At 47.5% G+C, this 23,402-nt stretch carries 26 protein-coding genes; 9 read left to right on the forward strand and 17 right to left on the reverse strand.

What is annotated here, in order from left to right; translation table 11 throughout:
* Window positions 1-156: 156 nt before the first annotated feature.
* The 4 genes from NXS09_RS09705 to prfB form a co-directional block, all read right to left on the reverse strand.
* Window positions 157-960, reverse strand: a complete 804-nt coding sequence (locus NXS09_RS09705) for a uracil-DNA glycosylase family protein (RefSeq protein ID WP_259292323.1) — start codon at window positions 958-960, stop codon at window positions 157-159.
* Window positions 954-1,397, reverse strand: a complete 444-nt coding sequence (gene rimI / locus NXS09_RS09710; protein WP_259292324.1) for a ribosomal protein S18-alanine N-acetyltransferase — start codon at window positions 1,395-1,397, stop codon at window positions 954-956. The genes NXS09_RS09705 and rimI overlap by 7 nt, the downstream gene beginning before the upstream one ends.
* Window positions 1,394-2,074 carry a tRNA (adenosine(37)-N6)-threonylcarbamoyltransferase complex dimerization subunit type 1 TsaB gene (gene tsaB, locus NXS09_RS09715; RefSeq protein WP_289623091.1) on the reverse strand — a complete coding sequence of 227 codons (681 nt, stop codon included), beginning with the start codon at window positions 2,072-2,074 and terminating at the stop codon, window positions 1,394-1,396. Before tsaB ends, rimI begins: the two co-directional genes overlap by 4 nt.
* Before the next feature lie 122 nt (window positions 2,075-2,196).
* Window positions 2,197-3,300, reverse strand: coding sequence for a peptide chain release factor 2 (gene prfB, locus NXS09_RS09720; protein ID WP_259292359.1), 1,104 nt, complete (start codon window positions 3,298-3,300; stop codon window positions 2,197-2,199).
* Window positions 3,301-3,498: 198 nt separating this feature from the next.
* On the opposite strand from prfB, the gene NXS09_RS09725 reads away from it, so the two are divergent.
* A complete protein-coding gene (locus tag NXS09_RS09725) occupies window positions 3,499-4,350 on the forward strand; it encodes a mechanosensitive ion channel family protein (protein ID WP_259292325.1) in 852 nt (283 codons plus the stop codon).
* 66 nt (window positions 4,351-4,416) lie between these two features.
* On the opposite strand, the gene NXS09_RS09730 is transcribed toward NXS09_RS09725, so the two are convergent.
* Window positions 4,417-4,665 (reverse strand): BolA family protein, encoded by a 249-nt coding sequence (locus tag NXS09_RS09730; protein WP_259292326.1) that lies wholly within the window; start codon window positions 4,663-4,665, stop codon window positions 4,417-4,419.
* Between the two features lie 200 nt (window positions 4,666-4,865).
* Between NXS09_RS09730 and ftsE the strand changes: the two genes are divergently transcribed.
* Window positions 4,866-5,519 carry a cell division ATP-binding protein FtsE gene (ftsE, locus tag NXS09_RS09735; RefSeq protein ID WP_151049348.1) on the forward strand — a complete coding sequence of 218 codons (654 nt, stop codon included), beginning with the start codon at window positions 4,866-4,868 and terminating at the stop codon, window positions 5,517-5,519.
* Complete coding sequence (ftsX, locus tag NXS09_RS09740) at window positions 5,516-6,430, forward strand: permease-like cell division protein FtsX (protein WP_259292327.1); 915 nt, start codon at window positions 5,516-5,518, stop codon at window positions 6,428-6,430. The genes ftsE and ftsX overlap by 4 nt, the downstream gene beginning before the upstream one ends.
* A 205-nt stretch (window positions 6,431-6,635) precedes the next feature.
* On the opposite strand, the gene NXS09_RS09745 is transcribed toward ftsX, so the two are convergent.
* The 10 genes from NXS09_RS09745 to NXS09_RS09790 form a co-directional block, all read right to left on the reverse strand.
* Complete coding sequence (locus NXS09_RS09745) at window positions 6,636-7,061, reverse strand: F0F1 ATP synthase subunit epsilon (RefSeq protein ID WP_259292328.1); 426 nt, start codon at window positions 7,059-7,061, stop codon at window positions 6,636-6,638.
* Window positions 7,062-7,071: 10 nt separating this feature from the next.
* Window positions 7,072-8,469 (reverse strand): F0F1 ATP synthase subunit beta, encoded by a 1,398-nt coding sequence (gene atpD / locus NXS09_RS09750; RefSeq protein ID WP_259292329.1) that lies wholly within the window; start codon window positions 8,467-8,469, stop codon window positions 7,072-7,074.
* A 36-nt stretch (window positions 8,470-8,505) separates the two neighbouring features.
* Complete coding sequence (gene atpG / locus NXS09_RS09755; RefSeq protein ID WP_259292330.1) at window positions 8,506-9,381, reverse strand: F0F1 ATP synthase subunit gamma; 876 nt, start codon at window positions 9,379-9,381, stop codon at window positions 8,506-8,508.
* Between the two features lie 26 nt (window positions 9,382-9,407).
* The gene (atpA, locus tag NXS09_RS09760; protein ID WP_259292331.1) at window positions 9,408-10,952 is read right to left on the reverse strand and encodes a F0F1 ATP synthase subunit alpha; all 1,545 of its coding nucleotides are present in this window, start codon (window positions 10,950-10,952) and stop codon (window positions 9,408-9,410) included.
* Window positions 10,953-10,962: 10 nt separating this feature from the next.
* Entirely contained in the window at window positions 10,963-11,496 is a 534-nt protein-coding gene (locus NXS09_RS09765) for a F0F1 ATP synthase subunit delta (protein ID WP_259292332.1), read from the reverse strand.
* Window positions 11,497-11,499: 3 nt separating this feature from the next.
* Entirely contained in the window at window positions 11,500-11,970 is a 471-nt protein-coding gene (locus NXS09_RS09770) for a F0F1 ATP synthase subunit B (protein WP_259292333.1), read from the reverse strand.
* A 77-nt stretch (window positions 11,971-12,047) separates the two neighbouring features.
* Window positions 12,048-12,281 carry a F0F1 ATP synthase subunit C gene (atpE, locus tag NXS09_RS09775; protein ID WP_004284425.1) on the reverse strand — a complete coding sequence of 78 codons (234 nt, stop codon included), beginning with the start codon at window positions 12,279-12,281 and terminating at the stop codon, window positions 12,048-12,050.
* An 85-nt stretch (window positions 12,282-12,366) separates the two neighbouring features.
* Window positions 12,367-13,233, reverse strand: a complete 867-nt coding sequence (gene atpB, locus NXS09_RS09780; RefSeq protein WP_259292334.1) for a F0F1 ATP synthase subunit A — start codon at window positions 13,231-13,233, stop codon at window positions 12,367-12,369.
* Entirely contained in the window at window positions 13,223-13,576 is a 354-nt protein-coding gene (locus NXS09_RS09785) for an ATP synthase subunit I (protein ID WP_259292335.1), read from the reverse strand. The genes atpB and NXS09_RS09785 overlap by 11 nt, the downstream gene beginning before the upstream one ends.
* Before the next feature lie 411 nt (window positions 13,577-13,987).
* Complete coding sequence (locus tag NXS09_RS09790; protein ID WP_259292336.1) at window positions 13,988-14,854, reverse strand: ParB/RepB/Spo0J family partition protein; 867 nt, start codon at window positions 14,852-14,854, stop codon at window positions 13,988-13,990.
* Window positions 14,855-15,183: 329 nt separating this feature from the next.
* Between NXS09_RS09790 and NXS09_RS09795 the strand changes: the two genes are divergently transcribed.
* The 3 genes from NXS09_RS09795 to NXS09_RS09805 all read left to right on the forward strand — a co-directional run bounded on the left by NXS09_RS09795 (window position 15,184) and on the right by NXS09_RS09805 (window position 17,780).
* Window positions 15,184-15,414 (forward strand): exodeoxyribonuclease VII small subunit, encoded by a 231-nt coding sequence (locus NXS09_RS09795; protein WP_259292337.1) that lies wholly within the window; start codon window positions 15,184-15,186, stop codon window positions 15,412-15,414.
* A complete protein-coding gene (locus tag NXS09_RS09800; protein ID WP_353617945.1) occupies window positions 15,398-16,294 on the forward strand; it encodes a polyprenyl synthetase family protein in 897 nt (298 codons plus the stop codon). Before NXS09_RS09795 ends, NXS09_RS09800 begins: the two co-directional genes overlap by 17 nt.
* 313 nt (window positions 16,295-16,607) lie before the next feature.
* Window positions 16,608-17,780, forward strand: coding sequence for a benzoate/H(+) symporter BenE family transporter (locus NXS09_RS09805; protein WP_259292338.1), 1,173 nt, complete (start codon window positions 16,608-16,610; stop codon window positions 17,778-17,780).
* Between the two features lie 130 nt (window positions 17,781-17,910).
* Here the strand turns inward: NXS09_RS09805 and NXS09_RS09810 are convergent, their stop codons facing one another.
* Both NXS09_RS09810 and NXS09_RS09815 read right to left on the reverse strand, forming a co-directional pair.
* Window positions 17,911-18,513 (reverse strand): class I SAM-dependent methyltransferase, encoded by a 603-nt coding sequence (locus NXS09_RS09810; protein ID WP_259292339.1) that lies wholly within the window; start codon window positions 18,511-18,513, stop codon window positions 17,911-17,913.
* Between the two features lie 114 nt (window positions 18,514-18,627).
* On the reverse strand, window positions 18,628-19,329 hold the full coding sequence (locus tag NXS09_RS09815; protein WP_259292340.1) for a YggS family pyridoxal phosphate-dependent enzyme: 702 nt from the start codon (window positions 19,327-19,329) through the stop codon (window positions 18,628-18,630).
* Between the two features lie 182 nt (window positions 19,330-19,511).
* On the opposite strand from NXS09_RS09815, the gene NXS09_RS09820 reads away from it, so the two are divergent.
* The 3 genes from NXS09_RS09820 to murA all read left to right on the forward strand — a co-directional run bounded on the left by NXS09_RS09820 (window position 19,512) and on the right by murA (window position 23,386).
* Window positions 19,512-20,552 carry a type IV pilus twitching motility protein PilT gene (locus NXS09_RS09820; RefSeq protein WP_259292341.1) on the forward strand — a complete coding sequence of 347 codons (1,041 nt, stop codon included), beginning with the start codon at window positions 19,512-19,514 and terminating at the stop codon, window positions 20,550-20,552.
* A 35-nt stretch (window positions 20,553-20,587) separates the two neighbouring features.
* Window positions 20,588-21,817 carry a PilT/PilU family type 4a pilus ATPase gene (locus NXS09_RS09825; protein ID WP_259292342.1) on the forward strand — a complete coding sequence of 410 codons (1,230 nt, stop codon included), beginning with the start codon at window positions 20,588-20,590 and terminating at the stop codon, window positions 21,815-21,817.
* 318 nt (window positions 21,818-22,135) lie between these two features.
* Entirely contained in the window at window positions 22,136-23,386 is a 1,251-nt protein-coding gene (gene murA, locus NXS09_RS09830) for a UDP-N-acetylglucosamine 1-carboxyvinyltransferase (protein WP_259292343.1), read from the forward strand.
* Window positions 23,387-23,402 lie beyond the last annotated feature (16 nt).

Below are 23,402 nucleotides of genomic sequence, written 5' to 3' on the forward strand. Positions count from 1 at the left end.
ACGACGCATACGGCAGGCAAAACGGTATCGGCAACCGCATACTGTCTGAATTACGGGGGAAACCGACCTATCGACTCTATCTTATCTATCTATTGGATTCAGGCCGTCTGAAAAGTTTCAGACGGCCTGAGTGGTTTGTTATCTAAATACGGGCGATTACCGTGTCTTTAAAACATGCTGTAATTTTTTCAATTCCTGCCATGCCTGCCGTTTCAATTGCGGCTGCCTCAGCAAACGGGCCGGATGCGGCACGACAAAATAAGGCGTATTGCCACATAACTGCGCAATCGTTTCCGCATAATCAGGCTGTTCGAATACCTGCCCTAAAAACAACACTACCTCCGCTTGCGAAGCGGTCAGTTCGGCCGATATCTGCGGCAGTGCGGCGGCGGCTTGCTCCGGTGTCGGCTGCGGCATAAAAACCGTGGTTTCCTTTATCCATGTGGTTTTATGTACATCATCGGGTTTCAAACCGACCGCCGCCAACATATTATCCAGCAACACGCCGACACTGCCGCTAAACAATACGCCGGCGGTACGGTCTTCGGGTGCGGGGCAAATACTGACCACCATCACATCGGCCGACGCAATATCTGCCGTATCGAAAACAGGTTCGGCAGTGGCGGTTTCCGCCTTTATAGCCGCTGGCTCAACTGCCGCTTTTTCAGACGGCCTTGGCTGTTCCGCTATCGGTTGCGGTGTTTGTTCCGCCGATTGTTTATTCAGGCTGTCTGAAACTTTTTCTTTTTGATGGACGGCGGCAATAGCGGCCAAGCGTGCGGGGGCTTTGCCCGTAGCGGCTATATGCGGTTCGGCCGTTGCCATTGTTGCCACCTTACCGCCGCTATCCGGCCGCACTTCGGCGCTATGGTCGGCGGGCAGCACTTTCGCGCCCTGCTTCAACCACATCGGCCCCAGCCCTAAGGCTTCGTGCAAATGCAGATAACGGCTGCTTAACATGATTTCTCCATCAAAACCGCATCTTCCCGACTGCCATCGGGCAATGCATAATAATTTTTGCGACGGCCGCACTCGGTAAACCCGAATTTGCCATAAAGCACTTTTGCCGCTTCATTGGTAGCACGGACTTCTAAAAACAACCGTGTTACCTGTTGCGCTAAGGCCGTCTGAAACCAATCCCGCATCAATTGCGAAGCGGCACCGCTACGGCGGCGGTTAGGATGAACCGCAATCAAATGCAGTTCCGATTCATCGCATACGGTTTGCCATACCGCAAAACCGATAAGGCTATGCTCGTCTGCCAATACCTTAACCGTATCGACACGACTATTCAAGGCCGTCTGAAACTGCGCGGCCGACCACGGCGAAGGATTGCATAGCGCATCCAGCTCAGCCAATGCGGCTATATCCCGTTCTTCCGCCAGCCTGATAATCACGGCCGCCCGCCTTTGCGCTCGGCTTGTTCTTTTGCCGTTAACGCAATTTTATTGCGGACATACAATAGTTCGGCATGCGCCGCATCTGTCGCCGGATAACGCCCCGATGCCGCCAGTTGCAAATAATCGGCTGCCGTCGGCATATCGGCACGCCCGGCAAACGGCGGTTTATCATCCAAGGCAAACGCATTGCCGACACCTTGCGGCGTGCTTTCGGTTGTCGGCACTTCGATTTCCACTGCTTTGCCCACCAGATAATCGCTTAAACGTTGTTGCCGTTGCGTATCGAACCAAGCATAAAATACTTCGCCCATGCGCGCATCGGTGGCCGCCAATACGCATGGTGCCGTTATCTGATAAGCCACCGCATCCAAACACGGCACGCCCACCAAAGGAATGTCAAACGGGGTAGCCAACCCTTGCGCCACACCGGTACCGATACGCAAGCCGGTAAACGCGCCGGGCCCTTGTGCATAAACCAACACGCCCAAATCGGCGGCGGTAATACCGGCTTCCGCCAGCATAGCGCCGATGTTCGGCAAAATCAGTTCGGATTGTTTATTACCCGCTTCTTCGTGCCGGATAATCGTTTTGCCGCCGACACGCAGCGCCAGCGACAAAAACGATGTGCTGGTATCAATGGCCAAAACAGGGCGCGAGAAATCGGTTTGTATCATAAGGGAACCTGCAATTTTCAGACGGCTTTATAATAGTATGGCGGACAATTATGCCCGCCGCTATGGAACATTAACAATCATGGCGATATTTGAGACCGTCGTTTTCAGACGGCCTCAAAGCGCTATACACCCTGCTTCAGACTGGCTTCGATAAAGCCGTCCAAATCGCCGTCCATCACGGCTTTGATATTGCCGACTTCATAAGAAGTACGCAAATCTTTAATGCGCGATTGGTCGAACACATACGAACGAATCTGATGCCCCCAGCCCACATCGGATTTACTGTCTTCCAACGATTGTTTTTCTTCGTTGCGGCGGCGCATTTCCAATTCAAACAGCTTGGCTTTCAGCATGTTCATGGCTTCTTCGCGGTTGCGGTGTTGCGAGCGGTCGTTTTGACATTGCACAACAATGCCTGTTGGGTTGTGGGTAATCCGCACGGCCGAATCGGTTTTATTAATATGCTGCCCGCCCGCACCTGAAGCACGGTAGGTATCGATACGCAAATCGGCAGGGTTGATTTCCACTTCAAAGCTATCGTCTACTTCTGGATAAACGAAAACGGAACAGAAAGAAGTGTGGCGTTTATTGTTGGAATCAAACGGGGAATAGCGCACCAAACGGTGGATACCGGTTTCCGTACGCAACAGGCCGTAAGCATATTCGCCTTCCACTTTAATGGTGGCACGGTTAATACCGGCAATGTCGCCTTCGTCTTCTTCCAATACTTCTACTTTAAAGCCTTTGCGCTCGGCATAGCGCAAATACATGCGGTAAAGCATGCCGGCCCAGTCTTCCGCTTCGGTACCGCCCGCGCCGGCGGTAATGTCGATAAAACAGTTGTTCACGTCGGCCGGCTGGTTAAACATCCGTTTGAATTCCAAATCGGCCATCATTTTTTCCAGCTCGGCAACATCTTCTTGAACGGCGGCAAACCCGCTTTCATCTTCTTCTTCGACAACCATTTCAAGCAATTCGCGGTTGTCGTCGATACCGGCGGCAATTTTATCAAGCGTTAAAACGATGCCTTCCAATACCTTGCGCTCTTTACCAATTTCTTGGGCTTTTTTAGGGTCGTTCCAAAGGTCGGGGTCTTCCGACAGGCCGACCACTTCTTCAAGGCGGTCTTTTTTACCGTCATAGTCAAGATAGCTGCGGATATCTTTGCTGCGTTCGGAAAGGTCGTTCAGCATAGCGTTCAACTGGTTGACGATTTCGGCTTCAATCATGGCGGTTCTCTTTGTTATTCCTGAATTCAAGAGGCGTATTGTACTGAATTTTACAATGGCTTGCTATGCAGGGTAGGCCGTCTGAAAAGTTTCAGATAGCCTTTTTAGCCCGCTTGCTTTAAGGAAAGATTGTTCCGATATAAACAAAAGCATATACTCAAACATGCTATACATTCCAATATACGGGGCAATACCATGTGGGACACCATTCTCCACTATATCCAAAACGGGCCGGTTAAACTGGAAATCATTGAATCCGTTCTGATGATTGCCGGTATTTTGCTGTTGCGCACTATTTTGCTTCAGGCGCATTTCCGTAGCCATCCGACCATGCCGATTGAAGAAAAACGCCGTTGGGCGGTAATGGGGCGCAATGTTACCCTGATTTTGGTGATATTCGGGTTAACGATTATTTGGGCGGCACAAATCCATACTTTAGCCTTATCGATGTTTGCCGTGGCCGCCGCCGTTGTGTTGGCCACGAAAGAATTGATTATGTGTTTGTCGGGCAGTGTTTTACGGGCGACAACCAAGCAATACTCGGTAGGCGATTATATTGAAGTCAACGGCCTGCGCGGGCGTGTGGTCGATATCAACCTGTTTAATACGTTAATGATGCAAATCGGCCCCAATACGCAAGTGGGGCAGTTAAGCGGTAAAACCGTATCGTTTCCCAACAGTCTGCTGCTTTCGCATTCCGTGCAGCGCGATAATGTGATGGGGCCGTATATTATTCACACTTTTGATATTCCGGTGCCGATTCATCTGGATTCGGATCAAATCGTACCGCCGTTGCAACAACTTTTGGAAAAACGCTGCGCACCTTTTGTTCCGGCTATTGAAAAACACTTAGAGGCCGTTCAAACCCAAAAACTGTTTATTACACCGGCCGCCCAACCTCGGATTACCCGTGTTCCCCACGATGATAAAGTGTATAACATTGTGGTACGCTTCGCCTCACCACTCCAGCTCAGATTGGACATCCAACAAACCGTATTAGACGAATATATCCGTATACAATACCGTTTATTGAATCCGTCTGCCTAGCCATACCATGCAATAAAGCCGCATTAAATGCGGCTTTTGTTATTCATATCTCAATAGAATTGGGTATTAAGCTTGTTTAGCCGCCCACTCTGCCGGTGTGGCAGCAACGGTAATCGATAAAGCATGCAGTTCGTTGCTGGCCAATTTGTCGGCCAAGCCGTCTTTAATCAAACGGTGGCGTGCCAAACGTGCTTTTCCTTCAAAACCGGAAGAAACAATCTGAGCGAAAAAATGGTGGCCGTCTCCCTCTACTTCAACGTATTCGCAAGGGGTAACGGCTTCAATCATATCCTTAACTTGTTCGGGTGTGAGCATGGTGGTTCCTTTTTAATCATCATTTTTCAGACGGCCTCTTATCTTACAAGGCCGTCTGAAACTACGCTGTATTATATAGGATTCCGTCTATCCGTGGCAGCTGAACAGTTAGGCATTATTCGGTATAATCCGCCGTAATTATTTTCAGACGGCCTTTTTATCTCTAGGCCGTCTGAATTCCACTTACAACGAGAATGCTTATGATTCGTTTCGAACAAGTTTCTAAAATTTATCCCGGCGGTTTTCAAGCCCTGAAAAATATCAGCTTTAATATCCGCAAAGGGGAAATGATTTTTGTGGCCGGCCATTCCGGTGCGGGGAAATCGACCGTACTCAAGCTGATTTCCGGTATCACCAAACCGACAAAGGGTAAGGTTTGGATTAATAATCAGGATATCGGCAACCTAAGCGACAACCAAATCGGCTTTTTGCGCCAACATATCGGCATCGTCTTCCAAGACCATAAAATCCTGTTTGACCGCAATGTGTTGCAAAACGTATTGCTGCCACTGCGCATTATCGGCTACGACCTCAAACAAGCCGAAAAACGGGCGCGGATTGCCATTGAAAAAGTAGGCTTGGGCGGGCGCGAGCTTTCCGACCCGATAACACTTTCCGGCGGCGAACAACAACGTTTGTGTATTGCCCGCGCCGTTGTGCACCAACCCAGCCTGCTGATTGCCGACGAGCCTTCCGCCAACCTAGACCGCGCCTATGCCTTGGATATTATGGAACTCTTCAAAACCTTTCACGAAGTAGGTACTACCGTGATTGTGGCCGCACACGATGAAACCCTGATGGCAGACTACGGCCACCGTATTTTACGTTTGCAGGAAGGCAGGTTTACTTCATGAATCCTTATTTGTCGCTCCACATTGATGCCGCAGTGAATGCCGCCCGACAGCTACTCAAGCAGCCCGTCGGCACCATCCTGATTTTGCTGATGCTGGCCGTAGCCATGACGCTGCCGCTCACATTGTATCTCGGCGTACACAGCGCCCAAGCTGTTTTGGGAAAACTGAATGAGTCACCGCAAATCACGCTTTATATGGAACTCAATGCCGCTCAAACGGATAACGAAACGGTGAAAGCCCTATTGGCCAAAGATACCCGCATCAGCGAAAGTACATTTATTGGTAAGCAGGAAGGCTTGGAAGAATTGCAAACCAGTTTGGGCGGGCAAGACTTGGTTTCCATGCTAGATGAAAATCCGTTGCCCGATGTGTTTATCGTGACGCCCGACCCGGCCACACCGCCCGAAGTGATGCAGGCATTGCAACAAGACTTAGCCAAGCTGCCTATGGTCGAATCTGCCAAACTGGATACGGAATGGATGCAAACGCTTTATCAAATTAATGATTTTGTTCATAAAATATTTTGGTTTCTAGCCATTACCCTCAGTGTTGCTTTTGTTTTGGTAGCGCACAATACCATCCGCTTACAGATTTTAAGCCGCAAAGAAGAAATTGAAATCACCAAGCTGCTTGGCGCCCCCGCCTCGTTTATCCGCCGCCCCTTTCTCTATCAAGCAACATGGCAGGGTATATTGTCGGCCACATTGAGCCTGATTTTATGTGCATGGCTGGTTAATCTTTCACAGCCACTGGTCAATCAAATCTTCAAACCCTACGGACTGAATATTGTTTGGCGCTATTTTTATATTTGGGAAATATTGCTGATTATGGCTGCCGTATCCGCTTTAGGTATTGCCGGTGCATGGCTGGCGACACAACAGCATTTGTTGGGATTTAAAGCAAGAAAATAAAGCTTAAATCCATTTATTTAAAAAGGCCGTCTGAAAACTTTATTCAGACGGCCTTTTAATAAATTTGAAAAATAGGAATATAAACTATCCACCTAATCAATAAACACGCATACGTTGTCAAGCGCTCAATCTCAATCACATTGATCATAAAATAGAAAAAGGTACGATGTTCATATCGTACCCTTTGCAAACGCTACCGATAAAATTATTTATTTTTCTGTGCGCGGATATAATCCAAAGTTTTCAGCTGCGCAATTGCCGCTGCCAATGCCGCATGGGCTTTAGCCAATGATTCGTCATCTTGCGCTTGAGAAATATGTGCTTCGGCAGCTTTTTTAGCTTCCTCAGCTCTGGCTCGATCCATTTCTTCACTGCGTACGGCCACGTCGGCCAATACGGTCAGTTTATCAGGTTGAACTTCTAATACACCACCTGAAACAGCGACCAATATTTCTTCGGACTCTCCCGGCACGGTTAAACGCAATGCACCGGGACGCACCAAACTCATAATCGGCTCATGTCGCGGATAAATACCAAGCTCACCACTCAAGGTAGGCACAACCACAAAGCTTGCCTCACCCGAGTAGATATTCTGCTCATTACTTACCACTTCAACTTGCATGATACTCATGCCGGCCTCCTTAGTTTAAGGTTTTTGCTTTCTCTGCAGCTTCTTCGATACCGCCAACCATATAGAAAGCTTGTTCCGGCAAGTGATCGTATTCGCCGCTCAAAATAGCTTTAAAGCCGGCAATGGTGTCGCGTAAAGAAACATATTTACCCGGAGAACCTGTAAATACTTCAGCCACATGGAACGGTTGAGACAAGAAGCGTTGGATCTTACGAGCACGCATCACTGTCAGTTTATCTTCGTCAGACAACTCATCCATACCCAGAATGGCGATAATATCACGCAGTTCTTTATATTTTTGCAAAGTAGACTGAACACCACGGGCAACATCATAGTGCTCTTGACCCAATACCATCGGATCCAATTGGCGTGAAGTCGAGTCTAATGGGTCTACCGCAGGGTAAATACCCAAAGAAGCAATATCACGGCTCAGAACGACTGTTGCATCCAAGTGGGCAAATGTTGTAGCTGGTGACGGGTCAGTCAAGTCATCGGCAGGTACATATACGGCTTGGATAGACGTAATGGAACCGGTTTGCGTAGAAGTAATACGCTCTTGCAAACGGCCCATCTCTTCAGCCAATGTCGGTTGGTAACCTACCGCTGAAGGCATCCGGCCTAACAATGCAGATACTTCGGTACCGGCCAGAGTGTAACGGTAAATATTGTCTACGAAGAATAAAACGTCGCGGCCTTTGCCGTTTTCGTCTTTTTCATCACGGAAATACTCCGCCATAGTCAAACCAGTTAAGGCCACACGCAAGCGGTTACCGGGCGGCTCGTTCATCTGACCGTAAACCATGGCTACTTTATCCAATACGTTGGAATCTTTCATTTCATGGTAGAAGTCGTTACCTTCACGGGTACGTTCACCTACACCGGCAAATACAGACAAACCACTGTGTGCTTTGGCGATGTTGTTAATCAATTCCATCATATTAACGGTTTTACCTACACCGGCACCACCGAATAAACCTACTTTACCGCCTTTTGCAAACGGGCACAGTAAGTCAATCACTTTAATACCTGTTTCCAGAAGCTCAGTAGCACTTGATAATTCATCAAATTTTGGGGCTTCTTGATGAATAGCACGTTTTACGTCTGAAGCTACCGGGCCGGCTTCGTCAACCGGATTACCGAGTACATCCATAATACGACCTAATGTTGCCTTACCCACCGGCACGGAAATCGGGGAACCGGTATTGGTTACCATCATTCCGCGTTTCAGGCCGTCCGAGCTACCCATTGCAATGGTACGGACAACACCGTCACCCAGAAGTTGTTGTACTTCCAAAGTGAGGTCTGTATCAACCAATTTTAAAGCATCATACACGTGCGGGATGTTGTCGCGTGAAAACTCAACGTCAACTACTGCACCGATGATTTGTACGATTTTGCCTTGGCTCATTATCGTATCCTATTTTAATGCACGGTTGCGGCAACCTTATACGGCAGCTGCTCCGGCAACGATTTCTGACAATTCTGTGGTAATTGCTGCTTGGCGTGATTTGTTATATACCAAGCGCAGCTCTTTAATAGCATTTCCTGCATTATCGGTTGCAGCTTTCATCGCAACCATACGCGCTGCCTGCTCTGAAGCCATATTGTCACTCAATGCCTGATAAACCACAGACTCTAAATAGCGGCGGACCAAATATTCCAAAACAGCCACCGGAGTCGGTTCATAACGATAATCCCAACTATAATTGCTGTTTATATCAACACTTTCAATTGTGTTTTGGCCGATAGGCAGTAAGGTTTCGTTACGGGGTTCTTGGCGCATCGTATTCACAAATCCCGAATACACCAAGTGAATAGTATCTAATTGCTTTTTCTCGTAACGTTGGAAAATTTCAGTTAATGCACCGAGTATTTTTTCCATATGCGGGGTATCACCCAGATTGGTCACACTGGCAATCACATTCAAACCAATACGCTGACAAGCCGCCAACCCCTTACTACCCAAACAAACAACATCAACCTCAATGCCTTGTTCTTGATATTCTTGAACTTGCGCTAAGAATTTCTTTAAAACATTAGCATTCAAGCCACCGCACAAACCTTTATCGGTTGTGATCAAAACAAACCCAGCACGCTGCACGCTACGGTGCGGCTCCAATAACTGGATACCGTGATCAGATTGGGTTTGTGCCAAGTGGCTCATCACCATACGTACTTTTTCAGCGTACGGACGCGCCAAGCGCATCCGCTCTTGAGTCTTCCGCATTTTGGAGGTCGACACCATTTGCATCGCTTTAGTGATCTTTTGAGTATTTTGAACACTACGGATTTTGGTGAGAATCTCTTTCCCTACTGCCATTTCAGACTCCTTTCATCTCTAACGACTTACTGATAGTTGTAAGAAGATTTAAAGGATTTCATTGCCTGAACCAATACTTGCTCATTTTCATCAGACATAGCACCTGAAGTATTGATGGCATCTAAAACAGCAGGATGCTGAGTGCGTATGAAGCTTAAGAATTCGGCTTCAAATGCCAATGCTTTAGGAACCGGAACGTCTTCATATGAACCATTATTGATTGCCCACAATGTCAATGCCATTTCAGCAGTATTCAGGGTACTGAATTGTTTCTGCTTCATAAGCTCGGTAACCACCTCACCATGTTGCAGTTGTTTGCGTGTCGCTTCATCCAAATCAGATGCGAACTGAGAGAACGCCGCCAATTCACGATATTGCGCCAATGCCAAACGAATACCACCGCCTAATTTCTTAATGACTTTGGTTTGTGCCGCACCACCAACGCGCGATACGGAAATACCGGCATTGATTGCAGGACGGATACCGGAGTTAAACAAATCGGTTTCCAAGAAGATTTGACCGTCGGTAATAGAAATAACGTTAGTCGGTACGAATGCAGATACGTCACCGGCTTGGGTTTCAATAATCGGCAAAGCAGTCAACGAACCGGTTTTACCTTTTACTTCGCCATTGGTGAGTTTTTCAACTTCATCGGCATTAATACGCGCCGCACGTTCCAATAAACGGCTGTGCAGATAGAAAACGTCGCCCGGATAAGCTTCGCGGCCGGGAGGACGGCGGAGCAATAGGGAAATTTGACGATAAGCAACCGCTTGTTTAGATAAATCGTCATATACGATCAAAGCATCTTCGCCACGGTCGCGGAAGAATTCACCCATAGTACAACCGGCATAAGGCGCAATAAATTGCAATGCAGCGGCTTCAGATGCCGTTGCGGCAACAACAATGGTATGTTCCATTGCACCATGTTCTTCCAATTTACGAACCACGTTGGCAATTGAAGAAGCTTTTTGACCTACGGCAACATAAATACAAACAACGCCGGTTCCTTTTTGGTTAACAATCGCATCCAAAGCAACGGCTGTTTTACCGGTTTGCCGGTCACCAATAATCAACTCACGTTGACCACGACCAATCGGCACCATAGAGTCAATAGATTTCAAACCGGTTTGCATCGGCTGATCTACTGATTGACGTGCAATAACGCCCGGGGCGATTTTTTCAATCGGTGCAGTCAATGTGGCATTGATAGGACCTTTACCATCGATAGGCTGACCCAAAGCATTCACCACGCGACCGACTAATTCACGACCGATGGGTACTTCCAAAATCCGGCCGGTACATTTAACTTCGTCGCCTTCTTTAATATGCTCATATTCACCCAACACTACGGCACCTACGGAATCACGTTCCAGGTTCATTGCCAAACCGAAAGTGTTGCCGGGGAACTCAAGCATTTCACCTTGCATAACATCTGATAAGCCATGAACACGCACAATACCGTCTGTTACGGAAATCACGGTACCACGGGTACGGATTTCTGTATTGACAGACAAATTGTCAATTTTGGCTTTAATCAAGTCGCTAATTTCAGCAGGATTAAGCTGCATGAAAACTCTCCTAATTTGTCATAGCCGTAAACAAAGCATTTAATTTACCTTGTAACGACAAGTCCAATACTTGGTCACCTATTTCCACTTTTACGCCGCCGATGAGATCCGGATCTACTTCGGTTACGGTTTCTAAGTTGGTACCGAAACGTTTTTGTAATTCTGCGGTTAACTCATTCAGCTGTTCGTCATTTAAAGCATATGCGCTATAAATAACGGCACGCTTAGTATGGTTAAGTGCCAAGGTTAAGTCTTGAAATTGTGCATACACTTCCGGGATAACCTGTAAGCGCTTTTGCTCGGCAAGTACCGATACAAAATTTTTCAAGTTTGAATCGCTTAAATCTACCAGCCCAACCAGCATATCTGCTTTTTCTGAAGCATCTTTTTCCGGTTGTTCGATAAATGCGGCAACTTTATCTTGTTGCACCACAGATGTCAGTTGTTCCAGTCCGCCCAACCAAGACTCTATTTGGTTTTTTTCTTGCGCCAAACCAAACAATGCTTTTGCATAGGGTCTGGCAATCGTTGCGAACTCAGCCATAAGTTACAGCTCCTGTTTTAAGGCGCTAAGCATTTGCGCATGCTTCTCAGCATTAACCTCACTACGCAAAATAGATTCGGCACCTTTGACAGCCAATACGGCAACTTGCTCACGTAAAGCTTCACGGGCACGGTTGGTTTCCTGCTCCACATCGGCTTTTGCCTGTGCTGTAATACGAGCAGCTTCAGTCGAAGCTTGTGTTTTTGCTTCTTCTACTATTTTAGCTGCGCGTTTTTCGGCGTTGGCGACCATTTCGGCAACCTGATTACGCCCTTCGGCCAAGAGTTCTGCAACTTTCTTTTCTGCCTGTTCAAAATCACTTTTTCCGCGTTCGGCAGCAGCCAAACCTTCTGCAATTTTGTCGGCACGCTCATCTAATGCTTTTGCGATGGGCGGCCATACGAATTTCATCGTAAACCACACCAAGCCGAAAAAGACAAGGATTTGCGCAAATAAGGTTGCATTAATATTCACTTTACTTAACCTTCGTAATTAGGGTTAATCAAACAAACGGCGTTTCGTCATTATAATTGAAACACTTACCGTTTAGATTAGCCTGCAAACGGGTTAACGAACGCAAACAACAGTGCAATAGCAACACCAATCAAGAATGCGGCATCAATCAAACCGGCAATCAGGAACAGTTTGGTTTGCAGAGGGCCAATCAACTCAGGCTGACGAGCAGAAGATTCCAGATATTTAGAACCCACCATTGCGATACCGATAGAGGCACCCAATGCGCCTAATGCAACGATCAAACCACATGCAATAGCAATCAAACCCATTTTAAACTCCTTAATGAAAAACAAAGGTTAAACTACGTTGAAAAAATTATAAAACACTTAATACATCAAAAAAACAACTACAAAATCAGTGTGCATCGTGAGCTTGACCTATATATACAAACGCCAATGCCATAAAAATAAATGCCTGAAGGGTAATGACCAAAATATGGAAAATTGCCCATACCATGCCAGCAAGAATATGGAATACGAACATAATCGGATCCATAATGCCGACACTACCTGAAGCCGCCCAAGCGCCACCTAAAAGTGCAATCAATAGGAATACCAACTCGCCGGCATACATATTACCGAACAACCGCATACCATGTGATACGGTTTTAGATAAGAATTCCACAATATTCAAAACAAAGTTTGCCGGAGCTAATGCAGAGCCGAAAGGCGCGGTAAACATTTCATGCATCCAACCGCCAAAACCTTTGATTTTGATATTGTAGAAAATACAGATCAGCAAAACACCGATCGCCAAGGCCAATGTGGTATTCAAATCGGCCGTAGGTACAACACGCAGTAAAGCATGATGTTCACCTGTTAAGTGCTGCCAAGCCCAAGGCAATAAATCTACCGGCAACATATCCATAGCGTTCATTAGGAAAATCCAAACGAACAATGTTAAGCCTAATGGGGCAATAACTTTACGCGACTGCTCGTTATGAATAATGCTTTTACACATATCATCAACAAACTCAAACAGTATTTCGACAGCTGCCTGAAAGCGTCCGGGCACACCCGCGGTTGCTTTTTTAGCACCTCTCCACAAAAGAAAACTGCCTATCACGCCAAGTAATACTGCAAAAAATATGGCATCGATATTGATATATGAAAAATCGGCTATATTCTTAAGGCCCTGTCCCTGTGTTATATCCTGCAAACTCGTCAAGCTTTGTAAATGGTGCTTGATGTAGTCGGCAGCGCTCATTGATTCACTTGCCATAGTCTCGAACTCTCAACAATGCTAAAAAAACCAGATGGCTGACGGTAACCAGCCCTAAGATATAGGGTAGAAATTTCAGTGTTTCATGCCAAATGGCGAAAACCAACAACATGAACACCAAAGCCAGCATTACTTTTAAACCCTCTCCCAATAAAAAAATCTTTCCGGCCAGATGCGGATAAGGTTTGAAAAGTTTTAAAAGTAAAACTGCTGCCGCAGAGGGCAATAGATAACTTAAACCGCCGGCAATTGCCGACCAAAAACCGCCTATTCCGCTGACTGCGGCACACAACACGGCGGTGACTGCCAAGGCACCCAATTGCATATATAAAATCTTATTCATACAAATTGACCTTAGGGCAGATTAAGCGGGGCTACTATAATCAAGATGTGTTTAAGCGTCAAGACAATTATTAACCTTTGTGACCGATATTTTTATTTTGATTTTCGTTTATTTTACTTAAACTTATTGGTATACACTTTTAAACATGCTACATGATACTACATTCTATTAAATATTAGACAGAGGTTTCTTATAAAATTTAAGCATAATCTGCTTTTATCTATACTTGAATGTACTATATTGATATTGGCAATGCTTTCAAATTTCTTTAGCAATATTTCTGTCTTCACAGCTTCATAATACAAATAATATAAATAGAGCCGTCTGAAAAATATTAGACAACTCTATTTATACTAAAAATATTAAAAATAGTTTCCCTGATAATAAAAAAATACGCTAAAAGTATGATTTTTAATCATCATATTCCACGCCCAATTTTTGCAAAAGATTATCCAATGTTTCGGGCGTATCAAAATACAATACGATTTTGCCTTTTTTCTGATTACTGCTTTTTACTTCGGCATTCACGCCCAATTTTTCAGTAATCGCTTCATTTAAACGGCGGATATCGGGATTGATTCTCTTACCCGTTGTAGCAGCAGTTTTCTTACCCTGCTGCACCAATTGGCTGCGCCGCTCGACTTCTCTGACAGACCAACCGTTTTTAACTGCCTTCTGCGCCAACAACAATTGCTCAACAACCGGTAGCGTTAGCAAAGCACGGGCATGCCCCATCTCGAGACGACGCTGATAAAGCATATCTTGAACGGGTTCGGGTAATGCCAATAAGCGCAGGCTATTGGAAATGGCACTACGGCTTTTGCCTACGGCTTTAGCAATAGTTTCGTGTGTTAGGCTGAATTCATCAGCCAAACGTTTTAAACCGCGTGCTTCTTCGATAGGATTGAGGTTTTCCCTTTGCAGGTTTTCAATCAAGCCCATGGCCAATGCCGTTTCATCACTAATGCTTTTGATCACCACGGGAATTTCCGTTAACCCGGCCAATTGGCTGGCACGCCAGCGGCGCTCACCGGCAATCAGTTCATATTGCGACAGCCCTCTCTCTCTGACAATCACCGGTTGGATCACACCCTGGGCTTTAATCGATTCGGCCAATTCATGCAAGGCTTCATCGTCCATTTGAACACGCGGCTGATAGCGGCCGGGCTGAATATCGGATACCGCCACCGTCGTCAAACGGTCGCTGCCGCCATCATCAATATTATTAGAAATAAGAGAATCTAATCCGCGGCCCAAGCCGCCTTTAGGTTTTGCCATAATTGAAGTTATCCTTTTTTCAGACGGCCTTAATTGTATCGGATATCGGGCTTGGCCGCATTCACTGCTTTTCAGGCAGAAGTATCGGTTAGCTTTTCAGCCCCGCATACTTTGGTATCGGGTATCTGAAAATTTTTAGAAATTAGTCTGTCATTTTTATTTAAAGGTTTCAGACGGCCTAAAAAAATTCTATCCATGCCGTTGCACCACAATATATTCAAAACCCTATTCGCATCGTTTAAACCGACAGGCTGAAAGCCAGCGCATAGTGAAGTTTTTTGACGGCATTTACTATACAATAACGTTTTTTCCATACAACAACAGTGATTATGAAAAAATCTGCCGCCCCGAAATCTTTCGAAGACGCGCTCAAGCGTTTGGAAACCCTCACTCAAGCCATGCAAAGCAGCGAAATGCCGCTGGAAGACGCCCTGGCCGCTTATCAGGAAGGCAATGAACTGGTGAAATACTGCCAAGCCAAATTAGCCGAAGTCGAACAAAAGTTACAAGTATTGGATGCAGAAGAACTGAAGGAGCTGAACCTTGAGCAAAGCGAATAATGAAACAACATGGCGGCAAAAAGCACAAGCGCAAACCGAGTTGGCGCTTGAAAGATTAATGCCGTCTGAAAAAGCCGATCCGCAAGTGCTTCATGAAGCCATGCGTTATGCCGCACTAGACGGCGGCAAACGCCTGCGGCCTTTATTGGTTTTGGCCGCATCCGAATTAGGGGAAGCCGATCCGGTTGTGTTAGAGCATGCCATGGCGGCAGTTGAGCTGATTCATGTTTATTCGCTCGTTCATGACGATATGCCCGCTATGGATAACGACAGCCTGAGACGAGGCAAGCCAACCTGCCATGTGCAATACGGTGAAGCCACCGCTTTATTGGCCGGCGATGCATTGCAAACCTTGGCTTTTGATATTCTCAGCCGACCCACCAACCTACCGTCTGCCCGACAATTGAAAATGGTGAATGTGCTGGCACAGGCATCCGGCAGCCTCGGCATGGCCGGCGGCCAAGCGATTGACTTAGCCAATGTCGGCCTGCCAATGACACAAACCGAGTTGGAGCATATGCACAGCCTAAAAACAGGTGCATTGATTCGCGCTGCCGTGGTATTGGGTACATTGAGCTGTACCAATTTAAATGACGACGATATTGAGCGGCTGGATCACTATGCCCGCAAACTCGGTTTGGCTTTCCAAGTGATTGATGATGTGCTCGACTGCGAAGCCGATACCGCCACGCTTGGTAAAACCGCCGGTAAAGATGCCGACAACAATAAGCCGACTTATGTGAAACTAATGGGACTGGCTGAAGCCCGACTTTATGCAGAAGCACTAATAGAAGAAGCAGTTACTTTACTTGAGCCATTTGGCGACAAAGCAGATCGTTTGCGGTCATTGGCACTGTTTGTTACCAAACGGAAAAACTAAAACCCAACCATAAATGCTGCCGGAATCATTTCTTTTAAGCCGTCTGAAAAACTGTGCATTGAAAGCCGTCTATGTGTAAAACAGTAAAATACCACTTTTGATTTTTTGCTTAAAATTGAAGCGGTAGCTATTTGCCTACGCCATTGGATATAATGGCCGTCTAAAATAAAAGCAACTATATTTATATTAAAAATACATTTAAATCAATTGGTTAAATATTGGAACATCATCGATGCTATTTTCAAAACCGTTATACGGCGGTATATTTAAAATATTAATATTTTAATAACTTTTACCACACCATTTATTTATCATGCTGAAATTATCTGATTTTTCCGCTTCTCATTTTTCCTCAGCCGTTTCCGCGCTATTGGTGTCTTATGTGAGCGCGGCGGCGATTATCTATCAGGCAGCATTGACACTGGGCGCCTCGTCGACACAGATTATTTCCTGGTTTACCGTAATGGCTATCGCCTGCGGGGTGTTAACCATGTTTTTAAGTATCCGCTATCGTGCACCGGTTATGGTTGCATGGTGTACCCCCGGCGCAGCGATATTGGCCGGTATGACAGGCATGCCGCTTGCTCATGCCATATCGGGATTTATAGCCGCATCGGTGTTAATGTGGCTGATATCCGCATTCGGCTGGTTTGACCGTTTAGTCCGTATGATTCCGACGCCGTTGGTTGCCGCTATGCTGTCAGGCATTTTGCTGAACTTTGGCAGTCAGGTATTCGGAGCCATGGAATTCCAACCCATACTTATTTTGGTTATGTTGGTGATATTCTTCCTCAGTAAAATCCGCCTACCCGGATACAGTGTCATGCTGATGTTATTGGCAGGAGTTATTTATGCCACTTGGGCGGGATTATTCGACTGGGACCAACTGGAATGGCGTAACCCTACTTTGGAATGGGTACAACCCGCTTGGGATTTTGGTAATATTATGAGTGTCGGTCTGCCTTTGTTTATTGCTTCATTGGCCACACAAAACGTACCGGGCATGGCTATTATGCACGGCTACGGCTACCGCCCACCCGCTCGGCCTTTGGTGGAAAGTTGTGCCATAACCACGCTGCTCACCGCACCTTTTGGCAACTTTACCGTTAATCTGGCAGCCATCAGTGCGGCCATTACTATGGGTAGTGATGTGGATAAAGATCCGGCAAAACGCTACTTAGCCAATGTAATTCTAGGAGTGTTCTACATATTAATCGGCTTATTAGGCGGAGTTACCGTATCCCTCTTATCTGCGCTGCCTACGGAACTCACTGCCGCATTAGCCGGTATTCCTATTTTTGCCGTACTGCAAGCCAACTTGGTAGGCGCATGGCGGGATGAAACCGCCCGTGAAGCCGCCTTGGTAACCTTGCTAACCTCTGCTTCCGGCATGACCTTACTCGGCATCAGCAGCCCTTTCTGGGGTTTGGTGTTCGGTATGATGGTTTATCATCTGCATAAGAAAACGTCACGCAACAGAAAATAATATTTGCCCCTTATTAGTCATCATCCCGGCTTAAACAAATAAACTCATGGTATTTCCACCATGAGTTTATTTTTATTTTCATAATAATTAGGCTTAGGCCGTCTGAAATTATCTCTATGCCGTTATCTTTCTATATTGAGGGCTTCCTACCCAACAAACAAATAAACGAACTCATACCGCGATGGCGGATACCCTCATGAATTTCCCGTACCTCATGCTCCGCGATAACCCATTCCAAGCCGGATAACGCCTGCTGCATTTCCGTTAACGTGCCCAACATGGCCGGATCACTCGGGCCGCCGGTGCCGTAGCCGATTTGGTCGGGATGGTAGAAAACACCGGCAAACAATCCGCCCGGTTTCAAAGAACCGACAATCTTCTGCATGGTTCGGGTGCGTACCGGTTCGGTGAAATGGCAAAAAACCGAAGTCACGATTTCATAATATTCAGACGGCCATTCCATCGCGGTAATATCCGCCAAACGGGTATGAAAGCGCACACCTTTTTCATCCGCCAGATTTTGTGCTTTTTCCAAACCCTTGGCCGACATATCCACGCCTTCCACATCCAAGCCGTGTTGCGCCAGAAAAATACCGTTTCGCCCCTCGCCCGTTGCCAAATCCAATGCCTTTCCCTCAGAGGGCAGATAAGGCTCGATACGGGCGATAAATTCATTCGGCTCCGTGCCGAAAACATATTCTTCGGTTTGATAACGCTCATCCCACTTCGACATAATAAAAATTCCTTTTATTATTTTTCAGACGGCCTTCCCGCCTACAATACATAACCGACATAACCCATGCTTTTCAGACGGCCTGCCGAATGCAAATAACCCTGTTTAACAACCTTAAGCCTGCCCACCATAATGGCGGCTGCCGAAAATCGCCGTGCCTATCCGCACATGCGTAGCCCCGCACGACACGGCCGCTACCATATCTGCCGACATCCCCATCGACAACACATCTGCCGGAACACCCGCCGTATTCATATCGGCCAACAATTTCTGCATGGTGCCGAATTGTTCGCGTAATGATTCATCATCACTATCGGCTTTGGCCACACACATCAGGCCGCGTACTTTTAGATTCGGCAGTTTGGCTACTTCAAGCGCCAAGGCCACCACTTCTTCGGGGGTAACACCGTGTTTATCGGGTTCGGCGGCAATATTCACTTCGATACACACCTGAAGCGGCGGCATAGATTCGGGGCGTTGATTGCTTAATCTTTGGGCAATTTTCAGACGGCTAATCGTATGCACCCAATGCGCACGCTCGGCCACATATTTGGTTTTATTCGATTGGACATCACCGATAACATGCCAAACGATATCCGGCAAATCGGCCAATATTTCGGTTTTTTCATACCATTCCTGAATATAGTTCTCACCGAAATCACGACACCCAGCCTCATAAACCTGCCGGATCAATTCGGCCGGATGGGTTTTACTCACCGCCACCAAACAAACACTGTTTTCAGGCCGGCCGGCGGCGGCTTCGGCACGGCGTAATTCGGAAAGCACCTGCTGATAATTGTGTTGCACGCTTGTCATAATTACTCCCGTATTCTTCTGTTTTCACCATATTAGCAAAAATAATTAAATTTTTACTTGGTTTAACATCATTATCTATTTAAAATAAACAGCTATATCAATAACCGCTGCCGTTGGACAACCAACCGGCGGCAAAAACGTTCACTTAATAAAAATTTTAACTTAAAAAGTAAGGCCACATTATGCAAATTACCGACTTACTCGCATTCGGCGTGAAAAACAAAGCCTCCGACCTCCATTTAAGCTCAGATTTACCCCCGATGATCCGTGTTCACGGCGATGTACGCCGCATCAACCTGCCCGAAATGAGCAGCGAAGAGGTCGGCAATATGGTTACCTCCGTGATGAACGACTACCAACGTAAAATCTACCAACAAAATATGGAAGTGGATTTCTCGTTTGAATTGCCCAATGTGGCCCGTTTCCGTGTCAACGCCTTTATGACCAACCGCGGCCCGGCAGCGGTATTCCGTACCATTCCCAGCACCGTGCTGACTCTCGAAGATTTGAAAGCCCCGCGTATTTTCCAAAAAATTTCCGACAACCCGCGCGGCTTGGTTTTGGTTACCGGCCCGACCGGTTCGGGTAAATCTACCACGCTGGCGGCCATGATCAACTATATCAACGATAACCAACCTTGCCATATTCTGACCATCGAAGACCCTATCGAGTTTGTGCACCAAAGTAAAAAAGCCCTGATTAACCAGCGCGAGCTGCACCAACACACCCACAGCTTTGCCAACGCCTTAAAATCGGCACTGCGTGAAGACCCCGATGTGATTCTGGTCGGCGAGATGCGCGATCCCGAAACCATCGGCTTGGCACTGACCGCTGCCGAAACCGGCCACTTGGTTTTCGGCACCCTGCACACCACCGGCGCCGCCAAAACCGTTGACCGTATTGTCGACGTCTTCCCTGCCGGCGAAAAAGAAATGGTGCGCTCCATGCTTTCCGAATCGCTACGCGCGGTGATTTCGCAAACCCTGCTAAAAACCCGCGACGGCAACGGCCGGGTTGCCGCACATGAAATTTTGGTTTCCACGCCTGCCGTGCGCAACCTGATTCGCGAAAACAAAATCGCCCAAATCAATTCGGCACTGCAAACCGGCCAAGCGCACGGTATGCAAACCCTCGACCAATCTTTACAGGCACTGGTCCGCCAAGGCGTTATCAGCCACGAAGTAGCCCGTAGCAAAGCGCAAAGTGCCGATATGATTGTCTAATCAAACCAACATAACACAGATAAGGGTAAAACATCATGAGCGAGTCCAACCAACTGCACAATCTGCTAACGGAAATGGTTCAGGCTTATTCGCAGAAAAACCAACCGCCGCATATCCCTACCCCCGCCGAAATCGGCACCCAGCTGCACCCCCTGCTTGACCGCATGTGTCAGGAAGCCGAACAACGCAGCGCATCCGATATTTTTATTAGCGCCGGCTTTCCCCCGTCGATGAAAATCAACGGCGTACTCACCCCCATGCCGCACAAAGCCTTGAGCGGTGCCGATACCGCCGCGATTACCGAATCGACCATGAACGACGAACAGCGCGAAGCGTTCAACCGTGATTTGGAACTCAACTATTCGGTGCAATCGCGCAGCAATACCCGCTACCGTGTCAACGCCTACCATGAACAAGGCCGCCCCGGCATGGTGTTGCGCCGTATTAACCAACGTGTGCCCAGTGTCGAAGAACTTGCCCTACCGCCGAAACTGAAAGAGCTGGCCTTAACCCGCCGCGGCCTATTGATTCTGGCCGGCCCGACCGGTTCGGGTAAATCCACTTCGATGGCGGCCATGATTGATCACCGCAATCAGAAAGTGCCCGGCCATATCGTTACCATCGAAGACCCGATCGAATACCTCTACCAACCCCGCCGCTGTATTATTACCCAGCGCGAAGTCGGCATCGACACCGCCGATTGGAAACTGGCGGTACAAAGTGCCATGCGGCAGGCGCCCGATGTGGTGTGTATCGGTGAGGTGCGTAGCGAAAACAGTATGGAATACGCCCTTCAGCTTGCCCAAACCGGCCACTTGTGCGTATTTACCATTCACGCCAATAATGCCGTGCAAACCATCGAACGGATTATCAACTTCTATCCGGAAGAACGGCAGCCGCAAGTATTGATGGATTTGGCCCTAAACGTGACCGCCATTATCGGCCAGCGCTTAGTCGTGAAAAAAGGCCGCAACCAACGCACCGCCGTTATCGACCTTTTACTCAATACCCCCGCCGTTCAAGATTTGATTTTCAAAGGCGACTTAATGGATATCAAAGAACAGATGGTACGTTCCGTCGGCGAAGGCATGCAGACTTTCGACCAACACCTGTTCGACCTTTATGTTAAAGACCAAATCGAATACGACGAAGCACTACGCCAAGCCGATTCGGCCAACGACTTGCGCCTGCGCATCCAATTACATGAAGAGGGCGACAACCCCGAACGCTTATACGACCGTATCAGCGATTTAAACCTTATGTAACAACTAACTCAATATTCCCATCTTTTATCAGGCCGTCTGAAACCGTTTCAGACGGCCTGATACCGTTTATTTCACAGCACTAACGGCTCTTTTTAAAATCCTTTATAATCGCGTATTTATCGAACCGAAAAACAGAAACACCGCGCCGGAATAAACGGCCTGCGCCCGAATCCGATTATCAGGCAGTGCCGAATCGTACGGCCGTTTTCAGACGGCCTATATACAATGCAAATCGATATTTTCCGGTTATCCCGCCATATTCAAAACATAACCATACAGGCCGTCTGAAACGCCTGTTTTACTACCGAAAGAACCATCGTGGACAAACTCAAAATTTCCGCCAACGGCCCTTTAAACGGGGAAATTATCATCTCAGGTGCCAAAAATGCCGCCTTACCGCTGATGTGTGCCGGCCTGCTGACTTCGGAAACCCTACGCCTGAAAAACGTGCCGATGCTGCGCGATGTAAAAACCACCCAAAAACTATTGCAAGGCATGGGCGCACGCGTATTAACCGACAATATTCACGAATTTGAAATCAACGGCGGCACGGTCAACAACACCGTTGCCCCCTACGAATTGGTGAAAACCATGCGCGCTTCGATTTTGGTGCTCGGCCCCACCTTGGCACGCTTCGGCGAAGCCCAAGTCAGCCTGCCGGGCGGTTGTGCCATCGGTTCCCGCCCTGTCGACCAACACCTCAAAGGTTTGGAAACCATGGGCGCCGAAATCACCATCGAGCACGGTTATGTTAAAGCCAAAGGCCGTCTGAAAGGCGCGCGCGTGGTGATGGATGTCGTTACCGTCGGCGGTACCGAAAACCTATTAATGGCCGCCACTCTGGCAGAAGGCACCACCATTTTGGAAAACTGCGCCATTGAGCCTGAAATAGTAGATTTGGCCGAATGTCTGGTGAAAATGGGTGCCAAAATCAGCGGTATCGGCACATCGGTAATGACCGTAGAAGGCGTTTCCGAGCTGCACGGCTGCGAACACAGCGTCGTACCCGACCGCATCGAAGCCGGAACCTTCCTATGCGCCGTTGCCATGACCGGCGGCAAAGTGGTATTGCGCCATGCCGCCCCGAAAACTATGGAAGTCATCCTCGACAAACTGGTGGAAGCCGGCGCCATTATCGAAGCGGGCGACGACTGGATTGCCATTGATATGCAGCAACGCCCGAAAGCCGTCGATATCCGCACCGTGCCGCATCCCGGTTTCCCAACCGATATGCAGGCGCAATTTATGGCAATGAATGCCGTTGCCGAAGGAACCGGCAAAGTGGTGGAAACCATTTTTGAAAACCGTTTTATGCATGTGCCCGAATTAAACCGCATGGGCGCGGATATTTCCGCCGAAGGCAATACCGCCATTGTAAAAGGCGTCGACAAACTTTCCGGTGCAACCGTTATGGCCACCGATTTACGCGCATCCGCCAGCTTAGTAATGGCCGGCTTGGTAGCCGACGGGGAAACCATTGTCGAGCGCATCTACCACCTCGACCGCGGTTACGAACACATCGAAACCAAATTGGGTAAAGTAGGCGCCAAAATCGAGCGGATTTCTTAATATTTCGATACGCAAA

The sequence above is a fragment of the Neisseria montereyensis genome (assembly GCF_024834045.1).
GTDB classification, from domain to species: domain Bacteria; phylum Pseudomonadota; class Gammaproteobacteria; order Burkholderiales; family Neisseriaceae; genus Neisseria; species Neisseria montereyensis.